At 43.9% G+C, this 20156-nt stretch carries 24 protein-coding genes and 1 pseudogene; 24 read left to right on the forward strand and 1 reads right to left on the reverse strand.

Translation table 11 applies throughout. The annotated features are described in order from the left end of the window. The first annotated feature begins 2 nt into the window (after window positions 1-2). The 24 genes and pseudogenes from LI164_RS13455 (at window position 3) to LI164_RS13570 (ending at window position 19421) form a co-directional block, all read left to right on the forward strand. Entirely contained in the window at window positions 3-227 is a 225-nt protein-coding gene (locus tag LI164_RS13455; protein ID WP_055156485.1) for a hypothetical protein, read from the forward strand. Between the two features lie 32 nt (window positions 228-259). Further along, window positions 260-541, forward strand: coding sequence for a DNA-binding transcriptional regulator (locus tag LI164_RS13460; RefSeq protein ID WP_227087267.1), 282 nt, complete (start codon window positions 260-262; stop codon window positions 539-541). An 82-nt stretch (window positions 542-623) separates the two neighbouring features. After that, complete coding sequence (locus LI164_RS13465; protein WP_118651064.1) at window positions 624-1526, forward strand: hypothetical protein; 903 nt, start codon at window positions 624-626, stop codon at window positions 1524-1526. 126 nt (window positions 1527-1652) lie between these two features. Further along, window positions 1653-3581 (forward strand): LPD1 domain-containing protein, encoded by a 1929-nt coding sequence (locus tag LI164_RS13470; RefSeq protein WP_227087270.1) that lies wholly within the window; start codon window positions 1653-1655, stop codon window positions 3579-3581. An 18-nt stretch (window positions 3582-3599) separates the two neighbouring features. Beyond that, the gene (locus LI164_RS13475) at window positions 3600-4427 is read left to right on the forward strand and encodes a hypothetical protein (RefSeq protein WP_119242303.1); all 828 of its coding nucleotides are present in this window, start codon (window positions 3600-3602) and stop codon (window positions 4425-4427) included. Continuing rightward, on the forward strand, window positions 4424-4840 hold the full coding sequence (locus LI164_RS13480; RefSeq protein ID WP_064786913.1) for a DUF3846 domain-containing protein: 417 nt from the start codon (window positions 4424-4426) through the stop codon (window positions 4838-4840). Before LI164_RS13475 ends, LI164_RS13480 begins: the two co-directional genes overlap by 4 nt. A 17-nt stretch (window positions 4841-4857) precedes the next feature. Beyond that, window positions 4858-5673 carry a hypothetical protein gene (locus tag LI164_RS13485; protein WP_118174139.1) on the forward strand — a complete coding sequence of 272 codons (816 nt, stop codon included), beginning with the start codon at window positions 4858-4860 and terminating at the stop codon, window positions 5671-5673. A 45-nt stretch (window positions 5674-5718) separates the two neighbouring features. Continuing rightward, entirely contained in the window at window positions 5719-6195 is a 477-nt protein-coding gene (locus LI164_RS13490; protein WP_330421660.1) for a PcfB family protein, read from the forward strand. After that, on the forward strand, window positions 6192-7385 hold the full coding sequence (locus LI164_RS13495) for a type IV secretory system conjugative DNA transfer family protein (RefSeq protein ID WP_227087268.1): 1194 nt from the start codon (window positions 6192-6194) through the stop codon (window positions 7383-7385). The genes LI164_RS13490 and LI164_RS13495 overlap by 4 nt, the downstream gene beginning before the upstream one ends. Window positions 7386-7656: 271 nt before the next feature. Continuing rightward, window positions 7657-9540: a recombinase family protein gene (locus LI164_RS13500; RefSeq protein ID WP_227084818.1), complete on the forward strand. Its 1884-nt coding sequence runs from the start codon at window positions 7657-7659 to the stop codon at window positions 9538-9540. Continuing rightward, the gene (locus tag LI164_RS13505; RefSeq protein WP_021738890.1) at window positions 9537-9920 is read left to right on the forward strand and encodes a TnpV protein; all 384 of its coding nucleotides are present in this window, start codon (window positions 9537-9539) and stop codon (window positions 9918-9920) included. The genes LI164_RS13500 and LI164_RS13505 overlap by 4 nt, the downstream gene beginning before the upstream one ends. Before the next feature lie 9 nt (window positions 9921-9929). After that, window positions 9930-10109, forward strand: a complete 180-nt coding sequence (locus tag LI164_RS13510) for a hypothetical protein (RefSeq protein ID WP_021738889.1) — start codon at window positions 9930-9932, stop codon at window positions 10107-10109. Window positions 10110-10124: 15 nt separating this feature from the next. After that, window positions 10125-10403, forward strand: a complete 279-nt coding sequence (locus LI164_RS13515; protein ID WP_044963260.1) for a hypothetical protein — start codon at window positions 10125-10127, stop codon at window positions 10401-10403. Window positions 10404-10440: 37 nt separating this feature from the next. Next, window positions 10441-10743: a hypothetical protein gene (locus LI164_RS13520; protein WP_021738887.1), complete on the forward strand. Its 303-nt coding sequence runs from the start codon at window positions 10441-10443 to the stop codon at window positions 10741-10743. Between the two features lie 412 nt (window positions 10744-11155). Then, window positions 11156-12577, forward strand: a complete 1422-nt coding sequence (locus tag LI164_RS13525; RefSeq protein WP_227087269.1) for a serine/arginine repetitive matrix protein 2 — start codon at window positions 11156-11158, stop codon at window positions 12575-12577. Between the two features lie 106 nt (window positions 12578-12683). Further along, window positions 12684-13337, forward strand: coding sequence for a CHC2 zinc finger domain-containing protein (locus LI164_RS13530; protein WP_158568532.1), 654 nt, complete (start codon window positions 12684-12686; stop codon window positions 13335-13337). Beyond that, on the forward strand, window positions 13327-14688 hold the full coding sequence (locus LI164_RS13535) for a virulence-associated E family protein (RefSeq protein ID WP_178667855.1): 1362 nt from the start codon (window positions 13327-13329) through the stop codon (window positions 14686-14688). The genes LI164_RS13530 and LI164_RS13535 overlap by 11 nt, the downstream gene beginning before the upstream one ends. A gap of 293 nt (window positions 14689-14981) precedes the next feature. Continuing rightward, window positions 14982-15140, forward strand: coding sequence for a transposon-encoded TnpW family protein (locus LI164_RS13540; RefSeq protein ID WP_118566198.1), 159 nt, complete (start codon window positions 14982-14984; stop codon window positions 15138-15140). 85 nt (window positions 15141-15225) lie between these two features. Next, a complete protein-coding gene (locus LI164_RS13545) occupies window positions 15226-16293 on the forward strand; it encodes a M28 family metallopeptidase (RefSeq protein ID WP_227084820.1) in 1068 nt (355 codons plus the stop codon). A gap of 139 nt (window positions 16294-16432) precedes the next feature. Further along, window positions 16433-17260: pseudogene (locus LI164_RS13550) on the forward strand (VirD4-like conjugal transfer protein, CD1115 family); the annotation flags it as partial. A gap of 243 nt (window positions 17261-17503) precedes the next feature. Continuing rightward, window positions 17504-17662, forward strand: a complete 159-nt coding sequence (locus tag LI164_RS13555) for a Maff2 family mobile element protein (RefSeq protein WP_055156893.1) — start codon at window positions 17504-17506, stop codon at window positions 17660-17662. Window positions 17663-17819: 157 nt separating this feature from the next. Continuing rightward, the gene (locus LI164_RS13560; protein WP_002593556.1) at window positions 17820-18092 is read left to right on the forward strand and encodes a helix-turn-helix transcriptional regulator; all 273 of its coding nucleotides are present in this window, start codon (window positions 17820-17822) and stop codon (window positions 18090-18092) included. After that, window positions 18052-18429, forward strand: coding sequence for a TnpV protein (locus LI164_RS13565; RefSeq protein ID WP_005927690.1), 378 nt, complete (start codon window positions 18052-18054; stop codon window positions 18427-18429). The genes LI164_RS13560 and LI164_RS13565 overlap by 41 nt, the downstream gene beginning before the upstream one ends. A 29-nt stretch (window positions 18430-18458) precedes the next feature. Then, complete coding sequence (locus tag LI164_RS13570) at window positions 18459-19421, forward strand: DUF3658 domain-containing protein (protein ID WP_005927687.1); 963 nt, start codon at window positions 18459-18461, stop codon at window positions 19419-19421. Window positions 19422-19482: 61 nt separating this feature from the next. On the opposite strand, the gene LI164_RS13575 is transcribed toward LI164_RS13570, so the two are convergent. Beyond that, the coding region (locus LI164_RS13575) for a transcriptional regulator (protein ID WP_118198685.1) at window positions 19483-20156 on the reverse strand (674 nt) is incomplete at its 5' end.

Below are 20156 nucleotides of genomic sequence, written 5' to 3' on the forward strand. Positions count from 1 at the left end.
ACATGAATGGATCTCAACATATCTGCTTTACAGACAGCGCCGGAAAAGCGCTGTTTTCCATTCCCGACAATGGTTTACTCTGCCTGTTCTATGGAAACGGGGACAGGCACTTTGCTGTTTGTCATCGTCTGGATGACACCCATGCAGAAATTGACGGGGTAAATTATTCGTTGCCGGATTTTGCCAAAAGGATGAAACACAACCAGATCAGCTTTGCCCCGGCATAAGGCTGGAAAACAAATAACAGGAGGATTTGAAAATGAAAAAAATTGAAAATACCGCTTTGCAGATGATTGCCGAGACTTCCCGGTGTCCAGACTACGGCCCCGATATGGTTAAATCGCTGATGAAAAAGCTGGACATGAACGAAAAGGGCTTTGCGCTTTTGATGAATGTTGCCCCATCCACAGTGCGTCTTTGGACTAGCGGAGCTGCACAGCCTTGCGGCACAGCAAAACGCCTCATGCAGATTTATGAAACCGGTCCGGAGATTGTCGGCAAGATTGCCGGCGGGCAGCTACCGGCAGATGGGAGGGATTGATTAAATGGCGGGGACAGATAGCCAGCCGTTTGCGGAAAATGAGCAGGTCAAAGAGCTGCTTCACATGAAAGGAGGAATTTGATTGGATCAGGAACCACTACCGCAGATTCATTTGATCCGCGATACAGACTTATCCGTCTTTGCGTATGAGCTCCATATTTTTGCCGGAGATTTTCTCAGGGAATGCGAATTCAATATGCGTTCTCTGGCGACAAATGCCGGGGCTGATTCCATTGCCATCATGGGGAAAAATCACATGTGGCTTTCCGACGCTTTGTTTGCTTATTGTTCTACGGCAGATCTTCATCAAATGATCTTAACAACGGAGTTTATCGGAGCGAGGGCTTTCCTGTTTCATACGGATCTCAGAGAGGGCGGTCACTTGTACGGAGATGTCCTGATGATGGATTTAGACACGCTGCGGCAGGATATAAAACGAAATATCCTCTATCCCTGCGGCGTCAATATCGAACGCAAAGATGGTTCAGTGGCTACGGTCAGCCTGAAAGAATGGACTGGAATGGAGCTTTACGAAAAAGATGCTCTGAAAAGCTGGGGATTTTCTTATGCCCCGAATCAAGTTACGGAATGGCAGTACCACTATTCCACGATGTTCAGACAGTGGATGGATCAGGCATTTCGTTATATGCCCCAGGATTTAGAAGAACGCCTGAATATGCAATATATGGAGGCAGCCCAGAACCCGGATATGGATAAGTACCGCATACCACAGGGAACGGCAAAGCAGATGCTTCTTTATGACGAAGCCCCTGTGTATCGCCTTCTTCCATCCGGTTCGGAGAAAATTGCGCCCATCGCGGCAATCTCTACGGGCCTGTGGTATGAAAATTACCGGGAGTTTGCCATTGCACCGGAGGATTTAGGCGCTCTGGACAAACTGATCCGCAGGGAAACTGACCGGCTCACAGGAAACCTCCCACAACTTCACAAAAACGAAGAACGTCGCCCTGCCCCGGAGCGATAAGAATTTTACACTGACTGGAGGTGATGAAGATTGGCAGGAGTGCATGAAGATTTCGGCGAAAAGATCGGCGGTGCTAAAAAAGACCTGTGGAAAGACCGCGGGCTGTATGCAGATGATCTGGAAGCCATGAATGAGCGCGAAGCCGAAAAATTTGTGAAAAAGGATAATGTCTGGAAAAAGCCGGACTATGCAGCCATACTGGAGGAAGGGATTCCTCTTGGCGTGGTCTATTTTATCAAAAAAGCGAGGGACGGCTTAAACGCTTCCCCTCAGTATTACCGCACGGATGACACCCCGGAAAAACGGACCGCGAGACAAAAGGAATATATAAAAACAGTTCGGGAATTGCAGGCAGTGCTTTCAGATGTCCGTACTGCGGAGGATGCTGTGAGAGCCTATGACCGCTTTTTCGTTGACAATGGATATTTAGAAAAGGTACAGGGCTGGGGAAGCGGAATCCATTACCGGGCAACGAAAAAGGGACAGGACAATCCCGTGATCACAAACAAATTGTCCAATACCATGCTGATCCGCTCGGCTGAATATTTTGAGCGCAACTTTACTCAGAAAGCAAAAAAGGAACAGTTTTGTGTTTCCAAAGAGCAGAAAATACCGAAAGGTTATGCGATCCACTTCAACGACGGGAAACATACCTATTCTAAAAATGAGGACTGGAAACCCGGTACCTACTATGTGACAAAAGGCTATTCGATCCTGCGGACCAATTTTGAGACCAAAGAAGCTGCCCTGAAATGGGTGCAGGAACTTGCCAAAGGCAGGAACAAAAATGGGAAGATCCGGTTTGTCCCTCCCCAGCTCGCCCATGTCAAACGTACCGGCCCGGATTATCGGAATGGCGTGGAGATCACCGGACAGCATTATCTTGATACATTTGGGTTCCGCGGCGGCGAGTTTGGAAACTGGATGAACCAGAACGACCGTCAGACCTCCCTTAACATGGGATTTGAAGCACTAAAGGATTTGGCGTCAGCCCTTAAGATCAGCGATAAAGATATTGCTTATCAGGGAACGCTTGCTATCGCTTTTGGTGCAAGAGGCAGCGGCAATGCTGCGGCTCATTATGAACCTTTGCGTACAGTCATCAATCTTACGAAAATGCACGGGGCCGGTTCGCTGGCACATGAATGGTGGCATGGACTTGACGATTATCTTGGTACAAAGATGGGCGCAAAAGGAATGCTGTCAGAACAGCCCCGCCTCTATGCGCCGTTCCAAAAACTCATTGACACCATGAAGTATAAACCGGAAACACCGGAACAGGCAGCAAAGCGCACGGAAGCACAAACAGAACGCACCCGGAAAAATGCGGCAAGCTGGCTGGATTCCTCGGTTCTTGCCTCCCTGAAACGGTATGGCAATGAGGAACAGATGGAAACCTACGCAGTCTTGCGGGAAGCATTTTTGTCCGGCGAACCCGGCTCTGTGGAACAGATCAGCGCATTTAAGAAGAATGTTACCGGCCGGGTAATTCCCAAAAGTGAACGGGAACGGCTGGAAATTTTTGAGCGTATGCTTTCCGGGATGCAGGCGCAGGAAGCTCCGCAGATTGGACGGACGGAAACTGATTTTTACCGTAATTCGGTACGCATGGGAAAAGAATGTGAAAAAGACGGCGGTTATTGGGACAGCAACGTGGAAATGACAGCCAGAGCCTTTGCCTGTTATATCAAGGACAAACTGCCCTACACATCGGATTATCTGGCAGGCCATGCCGACTGTGCCCTTACCCTGGTTTCCGGTAAAGACGGAGAAATGGAGGTATTGAAAGCCTTCCCTGTGGGGGAAGAACGCCGTGCGATCAACGCCGTTTTTGACGAGATCATTCAGGATTTGAAACGGGAACAGCTATTGACCCATGCTGATGTAACGCTTCCCCTCTCTGTTTCTGAACTTCGTGAGGCAGCGGACGGTCAGCTATCCATGTTCGGCGTCGGCCGTCCTTCCGTGATGGATCAGCTTGCGGCAAACAGACCGACAGATAAAAAATCACCGGCTCAGACGGTTTCCAGAAAAAACCATGAGCCGGAAATATAGCAGGAGGTGAACAGCATTTTGGAAGAAAACAGGGATTACCATGCCTACCGATATGGCGACTACTTGACGCCGGGATCAGAGCTTAAAATAGAACACAGCGTAGTTTGTGAAAATGTGGACATTTCTACTCTGATCACAATGGGAACCGATAGCCTGGAAGCTATGCGCCAAGGAAGTATCGACGGGGAGCAGAAAGCCTATGAACTCGTGGTGGCTGCCGCAAAACAGTGGGAACAGCAGGCAGCGGCGACACAGACGATCAACCGGGCTTTGGAATATCTTCGTACACCGGAGATTGTACATACCGGCAATCAGTGGAAAGACACCGATAACTGGAGGGCGGATCAGAAAATCAGCAACCGGGTCTATCAGATGACCTGCAGTATTTGGGAAGATACGAAATATGACAGGGAAACAAAACAGAGTATTCCGGTTGCCTGGTATGTGACATGGGAAGTCCGTATTCATTCCCCGAAGCAGGGATATGGAGAAAAGATTGCCGGACAAAACCAGAAACGATATACAGATAAGAATGCAGCCATAAAATACTTGGACGGGCGGAAGAAAGCCTATTCCCATTTATTCACGGAAATTTCCCCGCCAATTCCGAAAGAATATAAGCGTCATTTTATGGTTCACGGCACTCTCTTACCTGGTTATACGGTTGAAGGACTGGAACAGACCAAAACGGAACATGCCGCCGAGGTTTCGGAGGACGGTATTTTTACGCCCCAAAACCAGGAGAAGCCTTCCGTCCTGGGGAAGCTCTCTGTGGCAAAAACCCAGGAAAAAACGCCAGCCGCTCCCGGTATGGCAATGAAAAAGAAGGAGGATATACAGTTATGAAAGTGTTAATGGTAGAGCCGGGCAAGTCCCCTTATGCTGCGGAGATTGAAAGCGGTCTGAAATCTTTGCAGGCGGCAGTGGGTGGAGACATTCAGGCGGTCTATCCGTATGAGGACCCGGTGGCTCTGATCTGCAATGATGAAGGCAAGCTGATGGGACTGCCTCTGAACCGGGCTCTCTTTGATGATGACGGCCACGTTTATGATATTGTGTCCGGGAATTTTCTGATCGTTGGTCTTGGCGAGGAAGATTTTACAGACCTTTCCCCGGATCTGATGGAGAAATACGGGGAGCAGTTTAAGTACCCTGAAAAATTTGCAAGGATTGCCGGCGAGATTATTGCAGTCAAACAGCCTGCCACCAACGAACACAGGGAAAAACCGATGATGCACCATTCCGGCCCGGATTTGTAGAAAGAAAGGAGCCAATTATGTTAATGGCAGTAAATGAACCTTATGCCCTTATGGTGCAGCCGGACGATATTCTGATCTCTCCCCGTGAGGTAGATGAACATTTCGGGACGATGGTATGCTTCCATCCCCGCTATGCGCTGGGCGACCATCACAACTATATGGACAAAGATGACTTCCTGCGGGAAATGTATTTAGATACCGTAGGACATGATGAAGCCGGCATGAAACGCTATGAACGGATGGTAAACATTGTAAGCAGCCGTTTCCGGCATGGACCAAAGACAGAGGAACGGGCGATCGATGAAGCAATGCAGAAAGTAATTTCGGAAAAGTATCTGATGCTCCCCCTCTATCTCTACGACCACTCCGGTCTTGCCATGAGTACAGAAAGTTTCTCAGGCAGGGCTCCTCATGCAGAATGGGACAGCGGACAGGTCGGCTGGATCTATGTTTCCAAAGAAGATGCCCTAAGGGAATTTGACGCTGACAAGATGACCGGTGCTATCCGTCAGAAAGCAGACGCACTGATGCGCAGCGAAGTCGCTGCTTACGATTCCTATCTGCGTGGCGAATGTTATGGGTTTGAGCTTTATAAAAACGGGGAACTGTCGGATAGCTGCTGGGGCTTTATGGGTAACTTTTCCGATGTGTTGAAAGATATGGCGGAATACCTCCCGGATGAGTGCAAAGGGATGGTCGATCATCTGGAGGAACAGGAACGCCCGGCTACGATCATCAAGACGCTTTTGAAACATGCTAAAATTCAGGTCGATCAGGCAGCAAAAGCCTTTGAACACGCTTCCCGACAGCAGGTTCTTGGGGAAAGCCGGTAAAAAGTTATTTCCATATTATAAATACCGATTTTATCAGAAAGGAGGATGCTCTTGCAGGAAGATCTCGAACAACGAACGGTTTCTGTTTCTATACAGGCAGCAAAACTGTCAGGGCGGGTACTGCGTGCGGCTATTGCTGCGGTACTCCAAAAGATGGAACAGGAACACACAATGCCAAAAGTCGGGCGCAACAGCATGAAGCGGCTGACTTATAAAGACCCCGGAGCCAATACCATTGAAGTTTCAGGGCGAATCCGCTCTTTTGAACGGTATGCCAGAAAACATCAGGTACGCTACCATATAGAAAAGGAACTTGGGACCGATCCCCCAAAATGGACGGTATATTTCAAGGCAAACCAGGCGGATGCACTGACGGCAGCTTTTAAGGAATATACAAAGAAAGACCTTACACGCAGCAGCAGACCGTCGCTGCTTACACAGCTTCATAAGTTCAAAGAACTGGCACAGTCGCTTGGTCGTGACCGTGTAAAGAACAAAGAACACGGAGGACCGGAACGATGAAGATCGATGCAGAAACACTGAAAAAACAGGTCATTCTCCATCTTCCGTATCTTCTGTTTCTTCTGGTATTTGCCAAGCTGGGCGAGGCGGTGCGTCTGGCTCCTGGAGCAGACGCTTCCCAAAAGCTGTTAGGACTGTCCGAAGGCTTTGCCCTTGCGTTTCAGAATATGTGGCCGGGGGCGGCAATGGACTGGCTGATCGGTTTATGCGGTGCAGCCATTATGCGGCTGGCAGTCTATCTTAGAGGGAAAGACGCTAAGAAATACCGCAAAAATGTGGAATACGGTTCAGCCCGTTGGGGAAATAAAGCCGATATTGCCCCGTTTATGGACCCAAAGCCGGAAAACAATATCATTCTTACCCAAAGTGAAGGACTGATGTTAAACGGAAGGCCCAAAAATCCGGCCAATGCAAGAAATAAAAATGTACTGGTAGTCGGAGGATCAGGTTCGGGAAAAACGCGCTTTTTCATCAAGCCCAATCTGATGCAAATGCACAGTTCCTACGTCGTCACCGATCCGAAAGGTACAGTTCTTGTGGAATGCGGAAAGATGTTGCAGCGAGGCACGCCAAAGCTGGACAAGGACGGAAAGCCTGTGCGTAATGAAAAAGGAAAGATCATCTATGAGCCCTATAAAATACGGGTATTCAATACGATCAATTTTCAGAAAAGTATGCACTTTAACCCATTCGCCTACATTCACTCCGAGAAAGATATTTTGAAGATCGTCACGACTCTGATCGCCAATACCAAAGGCGAAGGAAAAGCCGGAGACGATTTCTGGGTCAAGGCAGAAACCCTGCTCTATACGGCACTGATCGGATATATCTATTATGAGGCTCCGGCAAACGAACAGAACTTTGCCACACTGGTAGAAATGCTGAACGCAATGGAAGTCCGTGAGGATGATGAGTCGTTCAAAAATGCCGTTGACCTTCTCTTTGACGCGCTGGAACAGAAAGACCCGGATCATTTTGCCCTGCGTCAATATAAGAAATATAAGCTCGCTGCCGGTGTAGTAAGTTTGAAGAGACTTCTTAATCAATCAAATTTAAAGAGTTGGAGCTCCAAAATGATTAAAAAGTCTCTTGAGGCTTATTTTTTTACCTTAAAGAACAAAATTGTATTTTGTAAAAAACAATTTCAAAACATGTCCGTATTTTGTTTCGTCAGTACAGAGATTGTGTAAGGAACTTTAAAAAGATGACACGAAATCAAAAAAGATGCAGTAAGGGGGCTGTAAAAAGACCTCTGAGCATTTCGTTTAGTGTAAGAATCTTTTTTACTTCTTACACGAACCTTGAAAACGAAACAGCCTGCCCGTAGTGATACCAGAACTGAATAGGCATTCAGCGTGTCTTTTTTGGTTAATACGTCCCGGAAACATCAGAACCCGGTACAGGAACGGATATGGGATGAGAACAGGCAATTAATAAACAAAGGAAGGAGGACATCTGACTATGACAGAGAAACAGGGATTCATGACAGCGTTGTATGAACGTCTTAGTCGTGATGATGAATTAAACGGGGAATCCAACAGTATTTCAAACCAGAAGAAACTGCTGGAACAATATGCAAAAGAACATGGATTTACCAATCTTGTTCATTTTACTGATGATGGTATCTCCGGTACAAGATTTGATCGCCCAGGCTTTCTTGCCATGATGAAAGAAGTAGAGTCGGGGAAAGTCGGAACGATTCTGATTAAAGATATGAGCCGAATGGGAAGAGATTATCTGAAAGTCGGACAATATATGGAATTGCTGCGACAGAAGAATGTCCGCCTGATTGCAGTCAACGAGAATGTAGACAGCTTCCGGGAGGACGATGATTTTACTCCATTCCGAAATATCATGAATGAATGGTATGCAAGGGATACCAGTAAAAAGATAAAATCCACTTTCAAGGCGAAAGGAAAATCCGGCAAGCATGTGGCAAGTACAACACCATATGGGTATCTGAAAGACAAGGATGACCCGAATGTATGGATTGTTGATGAAGAAGCAGCTGTAGTTGTACGGAGAATCTTTCACATGACAATGGATGGGTACGGACCATATCAGATTGCCAAGGCACTGAAAGAGGATAAGGTTGAGATACCAGCGGTTCATATGGCAAAGAAAGATGCCGGATTATGGAAAGGCAGAGTAAAAGAAATCAAAGATCCTTATGGCTGGGGCTCTTCTACTGTTGCAGGCATTCTGAAGAAAAGAGAGTATCTTGGTCATACAGTGAACTTCAAGACCAGAAAACATTTCAAGGATAAGAAAAGCCATTACGTATCTGAAGATAATTGGACGGTGTTTGAGAACACGCAGGAAGCCATTATAGATCAGGAAACTTTTGACAATGTACAGAGAATCCGAAGCAATGTGAGAAGATATCCAGATGGATGGGGAGAAGCCCACCCCTTGACAGGTCTGATGTATTGTGCAGACTGTGGTTCCAAAATGTATGTCCATCGAGTAAATAATGGCAAGCGAGTACCACAATATACTTGTTCTGCATATTCTAAAGTTCCGGTTGGAACACTCTGCCAGACACAGCACAGAATTAATGCTGATGTGGTTATGGAGCTGATTAAGGAACTTTTAAAGGCTGTTGCGGAGTATTCACAGTTGAATCGTGAAGAATTTTTGGAGACAGTAAAAAAGGCACAGACTTCACAGCAGTCCAGTGAGATCACAAGATTGAAAAGCAGATTGGCAGAGGCAAAAAAGCGTGTGCAGGAACTGGAAAAACTGATCTGCAGAATTTATGAGGACAATATTCTTGGCAAGCTGCCAGATGAACGCTATGCGATTCTTGATGGACAGTATTCTAAAGAACAGAAAGATTTGTCGGCAGAAATTGCAGATATGGAAGCTGAATTATCAGGCTATGAAGAAGGTCGCAGATCAGCGGAGAAGTTTATTGCTCTGGTTGATAAATACCAAAATTTTGAGGAATTGACCACTTACATGCTGAATGAATTTGTAGAAAAGATTGTGGTGCATGAGCGTGACCGGAAAGGAAGCGTTGAGACGACACAGGAAGTGGAAATCTATTTTAACTTCATCGGCAGATATTTACCGCCACATTTCGGTGAGGTGAAAATGACACCGGAAGAAATTGAAGAAATGGAAAAACGGGAAGCCAGAAAAGACAGGCTTCACCAGAATTACCTGAGAAGAAAAGCAAATGGAAAGCAGCAGGAATACTATGAACGGACAAAGGCAAAAAAGAAAGCCGAACTGGATGCAAAAAAAGAAGAGATCCGGCAGGAAGATATTGCAAAAGGTGTGTTCATTCCGCTATCACTGCTTCCCCCAGCAGAACCGAAGAAAGGAGTTGCATCAGCATGAGCAAATTAGAAAGAATCATTCACGATAACAGTAATGGTCTGGATTATATCCTTGTCGGGGAAATCTATCTGCCACTGATCGCAGTACCCGAAGAGAAAAGAGAGATTGGTTTTTATGGAAGTCTTCACAGAAACTATCTGAAAGATTACAAGAGTGGCTTGTATTCCTATCTGACATTGAGTGGTAAGCTCTGGACGTATCTCGCAGATCTGAATGAGCAGTGTTTGGAACGCAGGGATTTCCTCATGGAACAGATTATGGAGCAGGAAGGCATTACGGAAGAATTGAAAAGCAGAGATCAGATGGAATGGGTTCGCCGGGCAAACAATGCAAGAAGCCGGGTAGATGAAATTATTTTAAATGAACTGGTGTATGTGTAGGAGGGACTTATGAGATACTGGATTGAATATGCAGACGGAAGATGTTGTAATTTTGCAAACAGCAGAAAAGATTTACTGGACTGGCTGAAACTTTTGAAAGATGAAAAAATCGTTGATATCCGAAAGATTTACAAAAGCGGTGTGACAGATTCTGTGATAGACAGCTATCGTAGTTATCTGAAACAGTGAAAGGGGTGGACAGTCATGGTTGTTGTAAGAATTATTGTGAAAATCGTATTACTGCCAGTGCGTATATGCCTGACAATGATACAACTGGTGGTTATGTTCTTCACATGGCTGTCGGCAACGGTATTTCATATCCTGTCGGGGATCATCTGCATTACAGCAGTTTTAGGGTATGGATTCGGACAGGAGACAGGCACAGAAGCGGTCAGGATGCTTGTGGCAGGTTTTATACTTTATATCCTGCTGTGCTTTCTGGCTGGGCAGTGGTGTGGCTGGAAACAATCAAAATCAGATTGATGAAGTAGACCACTGGAGAAAGGAATAGGATTCTTAAATGAAGATTACAAAAGAGATTGAAGAATTTATCAACCTGACCATAACGGAGCATATGGGAAAAGAGTATGCAGACTGGAAACTGAGCCAGCCGTCTGTGACAGAACCAGATGAAGTTGAGGAAGAATATAAAAAAGTGATTGCCACACTTCCACAGAAACAGGAAGAGGCCATTACAAAATATTGCGACCAGATATTTAACAGTGGAGCAGAGACAGAAGAATTTTTCTACCGGTTGGGACTGAGGGACGGAATGAAACTTAGGAAGAATGTTAAAATGGTTCTGAAGCAATTATCAGAATGATACATACAGGAATTATCTGAAAAGTGAATGAGTAAAGGAAAGGGCATTAACCGTAAAAAGTTAGTGCCCTTTGTTTTACCCATTTTTATATTTTCACAAAATCCGATGCAGAGGATTTTTGAAAAACAGACGGAACGGAGATCCTGCTGAAGGGACAGCGGCAGGAGTTACGTTTTGTCTGCTGGGAGTACAGAGGGCTGGAAGTCCTTTGTGCCCAGATTGCAAAGAGCGGCAGCATCTTGCTGGGGTTAAGGGGCAAAGCCCTTAGCAGGTTAAGGGCGGCAGCCATTGCCCAGTGATATGGCGTTTCGCCATATGGTACTGGGTACTGTCTGTAACGGGGACAGAGACTTTTGGAAGCTTCGCTGCAATCCCCTCCGGGGAAACAACTTGAAAAAAGGAGAGATGTGAATTGAAAGGCACAAGGCATAACGGCAGATCTGGGAAAGACGGTGTTTACAATCCGCTTCACAATGACCGGAGATTTGACCCGGAACACAGTGAGCATATTGACAATGAACGTGTCCGTCAGAATATTTACTGGGACTGCTATCAGGGATATACCACAATGGCAGACCGGGGAAAAGAGGATAATTTTTCTTTTAACCAGATTGAGATGGCATACTATGTGGATCATTACAGCGATTATGTGATTAACCAGAATAAACGTCATGAGAAAGCAAGACACCCCGACAGATGTAAAGGGGTGGAAGATGTTCTGAAAAATAAAAAGACCTGTCCGGAAGAAAGTATCTATCAGCTTGGGACGATAGATGAACACGCTTCTGTGGAAACGCTGGTTTTGGTTTTTGATGAATTCAAGAAAGAGTTCGATGAGCGGTTTGGTTCTAATGTGCATATTATTGATTGGTCGCTACACATGGACGAAGCAACACCTCATATTCATGAGCGTCATGTTTTCGATGCTACAAACCGATATGGAGAAATTGAGCCGAAACAGGAAACAGCATTGGAAGAACTTGGATTTGAACTTCCAGATCCAGAAAAGAAGAGATCAAAGACAAATAACCGCAAGGTTGTTTTTGATTCTGCCTGCCGGACAATGTTTTTAGATATCTGTAAACGTCACGGACTGGAACTTGATGAAGAACCATCGTATGGTGGAAGAAAGTATTTGGAAAAACAAGATTATATCCGTATGAAGCAGAAAGAAGAAATTGCGAATCAACAGGAAACAATTCTTATGCAGATTGATAAGGTGAACGAGAATCGTCTGGAGCTTGCAAAACAGTCAAGGTATGTGCGTGCAAATGAAGAAATTATTCAGTCACAGGAAGAAAAAATAAAACAGCAGGATACAGAATTTGCAAATAATTCAGACCGTATATTCAAGCAGGGTGATCTAATTGAAGAACAGAGAGAGGAACTGAAACAGCTTACCGTCCGTATTGAAGATGTGGAAACCTTGCTTGATGAAGTATCCAGTGAAGCTTATGACAAGGCAGTGGAGAAAGTAGCAAAAGAAGCAATGCTGGCTACCAGAAGAGATGATATCCGTTTGGCAGAAGATTCTAAAAAGTGGATTCAGGATCCGAAACACAAGGCTTCCAAAAGAGAAAAGGATTATGCAATAAAAAGACTGGACGGGCTGATAAGAAAAATAGAAACTGCAATGGAAAAAGTGGTCATACGGATTACTAAACAGTTAAAACAGCCAGAGAAGAAAAAAGCTGTTGTAGAAGAAATCAAAAAAGAAGTGAAGCCATCTATCAGGGAAAGACTTGCACAGAATGTAGCAAAGATTCAAAGAGAAGAGGCAGAGAGAAAACAACTGAATAAAGGAAAATCGTGTTCTAGTGATCTGGAACTATAAGGGCATTTTGTTGATTCCGTAAGGACAGGACAAAGTGCCTTTTTGTTTTTGAGTAAAAAGTGATTCCCGGATTTGGGAAGCAGTTATAAGAAAGCGAGGAAATGAATTGGGATTATTTGATGAAGTAAAACAGAACGTGACTGTCCGGCAGGCTGTTGAATTGTATGGATTGAAGCCCAACAGGAGCGGACTGATCCGTTGTATTTTTCATAATGACAAATCACCCAGTATGAAAGTTGACCGGAGGTATTACTGCTTCGGGTGTGGCTGTACGGGAGATGCGATTGATTTTACAGCACAACTGTTTGGCATTGGACTGAAAGATGCTGCTATGAAGCTGGCAGATGATTTTAGGATTCTTTATTCCGGCAAGGACAGGGAATCACTGCAGAACAAGAGACGTGTTCCAATAAAAAAGCCGAAGCCGACACCGGAAGAACTCTGGCAGAAAAAATATCTAAGATGCCTGAGAGCATATCTGAATTACCGTAGCCTGCTTCTGGAATGGAAAGAGCAGTATGCACCAAAAACATGGACAGAAGAATGGAATGAAAAGTTTATGATTTCTCTCAGTGAACTGACGGTTGTTGAGTATTATCTGGATATTTTGCTCTTCGGGGATAGGGCAGATAAGGAAGTCCTTGTCAAAGAAAAATGGAAGGAGATGGAGAAGATTGAGCAATGCGAAAGAGAAGATAAAGGAGATTGCTACAAAAGAACAGAAAGATGCCATGAAAGAAATGCTCCGGATGGCAGATAAAAGTAAAGTCGATGAAGTGAAACAGATGCTGGAATATACACAAAAGGGAACTGCGAAAGCAACGGTAGGAAATTATATGGTCGTGCTGAGAAATGATCCGCTTGTGCGTGAGAGCATGAAGTACAACAAGCTGACAGGCAGGATTGATATTGTGAAAAAACTCTGGTGGAATGAGGAAATCTGCAAACTGGACGATGATGGCAGGACTTATTTTTATTATTTCTTTGAACGGTATTACAAGCTCACAAGTGAAAAATGTATGGATAAGGCACTCCGCATAGAAGCCAACAGCCGGGCATACCACCCAATCTGTGAGTATCTGGAACAACTGGAATGGGACGGACAGGAGCGAATCCGTTATGTACTGCAACGGTATATGGGAGCTGATGCTTCGGATTTTGTCTATGAGGTTGTGAAACATTTCCTGATGGAAGCGTTGAGCAGAATCTACCGTCCGGGTTGTAAGGCAGATGAAATGCTCTGTTTGGTAGGTCAGCAGGGAGCCGGGAAATCCACATTCTTCCGTTTCCTTGCACTGAATGATGACTGGTTTTCTGATGACCTGAAACAGTTGAACGACAGTAAGATATATGAGCATCTCCGGGGACACTGGATCATGGAAATGTCAGAGATGATTGCAGCAATCAGCGCGAAAAGCAATGAAGAGATCAAATCATTCCTGACCAGGCAGAAAGACACTTACCGGAATCCCTATGATAAATATGAGGAAGATCGGAAGCGTCAGTGTATCTTTGCCGGGTCAACGAACACAAGGCAGTTTATTCCCTTTGACCGTACCGGGGCAAGACGGTTCCTGCCGATTGCCATAGACAGCAGCAAGGCAGAGAAGCATATCCTTGATGATGAAAAAGAAGCCAGAGCCTATTTTGACCAGCTATGGGCAGAAGCAATGGAAATCTACTGGTCAACGGAGAATAAGAGCAGTCTGTTGAAATTCTCAAAAGAAATGGAACAGAAGATCAGTGAATACCGGAAACAGTTCACACAGGAAGATACGATGGCAGGAATGATTCAGGGCTGGCTAGATGCCTACAAGGGAACTCATGTATGCTCCGTCCAGATTTGGAAAGAAGCCTTTGACCATTTTGAACGGGAGCCGAAAAAATTCGAGACAAATGAGATCTGTTCCATTATGGATACACAGATCACCGGCTGGAAGAGGGATGGAATCCACAGATTTTCAAAGGAAGGATATGGCAGACAGAGAAGCTGGGTCAGGGAAGGAACAGAAGAGGGTGGCAACGAACCGGACAAAGACGGATTTACGAAGCTGACGAAGGCAGAACAGTTGGAGCTGCCATTTGACCTGCCCGACAGAGAGAAAGGCTGATTTTGATATCGGAAGGCTACAAATCTTCTGTAAATTTATCGCTTGTTGACAGATTTGTTGACACCTAAAACCCTTATATTTACTGGCGTTTCAGCTTTTTTTACAGGTGTCAACAAGAACATTCAAAAAACTTTCCAGTAGTATTTTGGAAAATAAAAAAACAACCAGTAAAAAGTTTCAAACCCCATGTTGACACTTATGTTGTCAGTGTACAGATAAACTTCCGGCAGGGACAAAGACAATCCTCTCTCTGTCGGGCACAGGAAAGAAAGGAAAAAATGATTATGGAAAAAATGATGAATACAAAAACAGAAGGGAACACATTTACAAAGAAAATCGGGCAGACAGTCTATGTTGTCCGTTATCATTTCAATGAAGATGCAAAGGAAACAATGCAGGAGAAGATTAACCGGATGCTGGTTACAGAAGCAAGCCGAATGGCAGTTTATTAAAATTAGGTGGATGTAAATGAAGAAAAAATATGATATCATGTGAGTAACAAATCTGAAATTATAAAGGAGGTTTAATCGAAATACTATGAAGAAAAAAATATGCATTATTATTTTATCTATCGTTATTGTATGTTCTTTGTTATCAGGATGTGGTGATAAGCATACAGCAATAATAATGAAAAATGCAAAAGATTTTACTCTTACACAAGAAATATCAGAGAGTTTCAAGCAAGAAAACTATGGAATACAATCATACGCATTTTTAAAATATATTCAAGAGAACTTGCCAGGACGAATTGCGGGCACAGAAAAGGAAAAGGAAATGGCTTCGTTTATATCTGCTATTTTGTTAAATGGTGGATATTCAGAAAAGGATGTAAAATTAAATTCTTTTGATATTGAGGAAGGTGTTCCTATGATGGACACATCTGGAGAAAATATTTTTGATGGTGGTGAAGATAGCCAATCAAGTCAAAATATTGAAGTAATCAAAGAAGGGCAATCGAAAAAAACTATTATTGTTGGAGCTCATTATGATAGTGCAGGAACACATGGCGTAGATGATAACGGCTCAGGTGTAGCTGTTGCATTAGAAAGTGCATTGCGAATGATAGATGTCGAAACACCATATACGATTAAATATGTATTTTTTGGTGCAGAAGAGACAGGAATGCATGGTTCAAAAGAATATGTTAATTCTCTTACAAAGAAAGAAAAAGACAATATTGTGCTAATGATAAATATAGATAGTATTCTTGCAGGAGATAATCTTTATTTGTATGGAGGACGCATAAATGATAAAGGTGTTGTTAAAGATGTAGAAGCTGTAAATAAGGCATTTGAAATTGCAAAAAAGGCAAATTTACCAATGCAATTAACACCAAAAGGAAATGTTGATTATCCATATCCAACAGGGCAAAAGAGAAGTGACCATGCTCCATTTAGTGATATAGGAATTCCTTATATTTATTTTGAAGCAAATAATTGGCTCAATGGTTTACCAGTAGAAACAGAAAATCATGGATTGATTATGCATTCCGATAAGGATGATTTGTCTTTTATAGAAAACGAATATGGAAACCGTGCAAAAGATACAATGGCTAATTATTCTCACTTACTTCATTTAGTATTACAAGAAAACAATTGGGAATAAGAAAGGAAGAGAATTACAGCTTGTAGCATTCAAAATTTAATATGAAATGTGAGATAGAGCGTATGGAAATAATCTATACGTTCTATTTTTTTTGCCTTTTTGAAAAAAGTGATTAAAAAACTATTGACATTTTGTTACTGGAAAAACAGCGAAGTCGATCCTTATTTCCTGTGCTTCCAGGCTGGCTCCTTTTGACATTAAAGAAGTCAGGGAAATTACCATGTATGACGAACTGGATCTGGATATGCTGGGGGATGAACGGACTGCTCTTTTCCTTATTATGAGTGATACGGACGGAACCTTTGCATTTTTGATCAGTCTGATCTATTCCATTTTGTTTAACCGCTTGTGTGAGCGGGCGGATGATGTATATGGCGGAAGGCTTCCCATCCATGTACGCTGCCTGATCGACGAGGCGGCAAATATCGGGCAGATCCCGAACCTGGAGCGTCTTATGGCGACCATCCGAAGCCGTGAGATCTCTGCCTGCCTGGTGCTGCAGGCGCAAAGCCAGCTCAAAGCCCTGTATAAAGACAACATGGACACCATCATCGGTAACTGTGACGCCTCTCTTTTCTTAGGAGGCAAAGAAGAAACCACCTTAAAAAGTTGGAACTCCCTATTGGGGAAAGAGACCATCGACCTGTATAACACCAGTGTCACAAAGGGCAATCAGGAATCCCACGGACAAAATTTTCAAAAGCTGGGAAAGGATCTGATGTCGGTGGATGAACTGGCAGTCATGGACGGGGGTAAATGTCTGCTGCAGATCAGGGGTGTGCGGCCGTTCCTCTCCCGGAAATATGATATAACCAAACACCCAAATTACAAACTGCTTTCCGATTTTAATGAGAAGAACGCTTTTAATATCGAAAAGTTTCTTTCTACCCGGATGCCGATGCGTCCCGGTGAACGATACCGCAATTATGAAGTCACAGCCGAAGATCTGGCTTCCCAGACTTTATAAAGTTGTTCCTGCCTGTCAAAGCATGACGCCCTGGCAGGCTTTGTTTTTGTCACGATGAAAGGAGGATTTTTGAGGATTCGTGATTCTCCCTGAAAAGTAAATAACCGCAGGATTTTTCCTGCCCCATGCCGCCGTGCTGTTTGAAACAGATTTTTTCTAAAAACAGTGCGGCGGCTTTTTTTGTTTCCGGCCTGATACGGCCATATCACAAATTAAAATTTCTGAAATTAAAGGAGGAACATTATGGCATTTTTTGCAAGCGCGATTGATACTTTGAAGATCCTTGTGATCGCCCTGGGCGCAGGTCTGGGCGCATGGGGTGTTGTAAACCTTCTCGAAGGTTACGGAAATGATAACCCAGGTGCAAAATCCCAGGGGATCAAGCAGTTCATGGCTAATTAGTTGGAACAAAAAACGAAAGGAAGAGCACAATCCAGACGGTATCAGCGGCAGGCTACAAGAATAAATTGTGATTTCACAAGATTGGTGCTATAATAAGAGAAAAGTTCCTGCCGGGGCAGCCGCCCCGGTGGTATGGATAGAAAGGCAGGAAAACAATATGCACATCAGCTATAAACCACTCTGGCACACACTGTTAGAGCGTGATATGAGAAAAGAGGATTTAAGGCTTGCCGCTGGTATGACAACAAATATGATTGCCAACATGAGCAAAGAGGGAAAGCACATCAGCATGGATACATTAGCCCGTATCTGCGAAACGCTGAATTGTGAGATTACCGATGTGATTGAGTTAGTACCAGACGAGCCTGCTTCCACAGGAGGTAAGGAACATGAGCGAATTGAAACCAAGAATAACGGAAAACGGAATTGATTATATCCTTGTCGGAGATTATTACATCCCGGACTTGAAACTGCCGGAGGAACACCGCCCTATCGGAAAGTACGGACGGATGCACCGGGAATATTTAAGGGAAGTCCACCCAGCCAGATTGAATACATTGATACTGACCGGGGAATTGTGGACATATCTTGCAGACCTGAACGAACAGGCACAGGAACGGTTAGACACCATCATGGAGCAGATGAAAACTGCCGAGGGCGTAACCGAGGAATTGAAGCGTACCCACCAAATGGAATGGGTGCAGCGTTGCAATAACATTCATAACCGGGCAGAAGAAATTGTTTTGCATGAGATGATTTATTCATAACGGGAGCAATTAAATCGGAGGTATATAAGATGATTGAAATTGTATTTGGTGAAAGTGCCTGTGGAAGTTTGAAAATTGCCCAAACTTACGGCAAGGGAAAGTATAGAGGAAGTGCTGTTTCAATATTTATGAGGCATGAAGACGGGAGTGTTCCATCTTCAGATGAAATGAAAAAAGCACAGCTTCAAGCACAGGAACAAGAACGCATTGCTTGGGAGAATGCTATTCCATTGGGAGGCAAGAGCTGTGATGTTTATTGTTTTGATATGGCTCTTAGTGTGGGAGATATTTCTGATAATGGAATTGGCGAACAGCGGAAAAATGTTTTCAAGAAAATGCTGTCTGTCTGCTTTGTAGAGGATTTAGATTATCAGGTTGAAGAAAAAATACAGAAAATTAAAACTACATTGACCTCAGTGATTGAACGATATGTAGCTGGGGAAGAAATTCGCATTTGGTATAGCTATAATCCAGATGAGCTTTGTGGTATGTATTGGCTTATGAAACAACTTCAACCCTTAAACTGCCAGACAACAATTTATTTGGTTAAGTTACCTACATGGGAATATGGAAAAGAAAATACTATGACATCCAAAATAGCATGGGGCGAGGTCTCTCCTGGCGAATGGGGAAACTATATAACTCTACAAGAGAAAGCTAATCCTGTATTTCTTTCAGCTTGTGCTATGAAATGGAATCAACTTCAAAATGAAAATGCACCTTTGCGTGCAATGTTAAATGGTAAATTGCAAAGCGTTTCAGAAGATATATATGATAGTTTCATTCTTCGTGAAATTGCGGAACAGCCAGAGCAATTCAAAATGGCTATTGTCATAGGTAATGTTTTAGGAAAATATCAACTTGGAATTAGTGATGTATGGATTTCCAATCGCATTGATAAAATGCTTGAAGATGGTGTGTTGGAAATTATACAGGACGCACCAAAGGGAGAAACAAATTATCGCCGAATATTAAGAAAACGAATGAAGTAATAACCACAGCACAAACCGCTGCTACATGGAATCCAACAAACCATGCAACAGCGGTTTTCCTTTACCGTTTTTTCCTCTGGTTGATAGGCGTTCCCGTTTTCTTTGATTTTTGGAGAATCCGAATAAGCCAGCGAAATTCTTCATCTGACAGATTTTTATAGTTGATACCGAGCTGCTTGCAGTAAAGCACTGCCAGTTTTTCCAAACGGCTGCCCTTGAAATTTTCGACCGCTTCCAGATTTTCTTTCAGTTCATTGGCAACAGTGGTCTGGGGCGCACTCTCACTATCCTTTTTATGGGTTTCCCGAATATCCCGGATAATCAGGTTTAGGTCATCCAGAACCATGTGGCTGAAATATTCATCATCACTGATATGGGCGGCTTGCAGCACTTTCAAATGTGGGTCATCTTCGCCAGGGCGATACCGTTCTATGATTTCATGCCGGACAGTATCGACAAGGGTGTTGAGGTTTTGAATCTGCATGGTGGCAATCCCATCCACATAAATCTCAATGTCCGCAAGAAACTTGATAAAGTCCTTATGGGTGGCAAGTTCGCAGAGCAGACGGTTGTTGATCCGTCCGCTTTTCAGAAGTGCAACCATTTCATCGTTCAAATGCAGCTCCGTCAGTGGCGTGTTGATCTGCTCCCTGTTCTCTGTCCGGCACAGCAGATAATCGACGGAAACCCCATAGAAGTCTGCCAGCGTGATAAGGTTGCCATGATTGATTTCCT

Origin of the sequence: Dorea sp. 210702-DFI.3.125, from assembly GCF_020560945.1 — a bacterium.
In the GTDB taxonomy this organism is placed as follows: domain Bacteria; phylum Bacillota; class Clostridia; order Lachnospirales; family Lachnospiraceae; genus Dorea; species Dorea formicigenerans.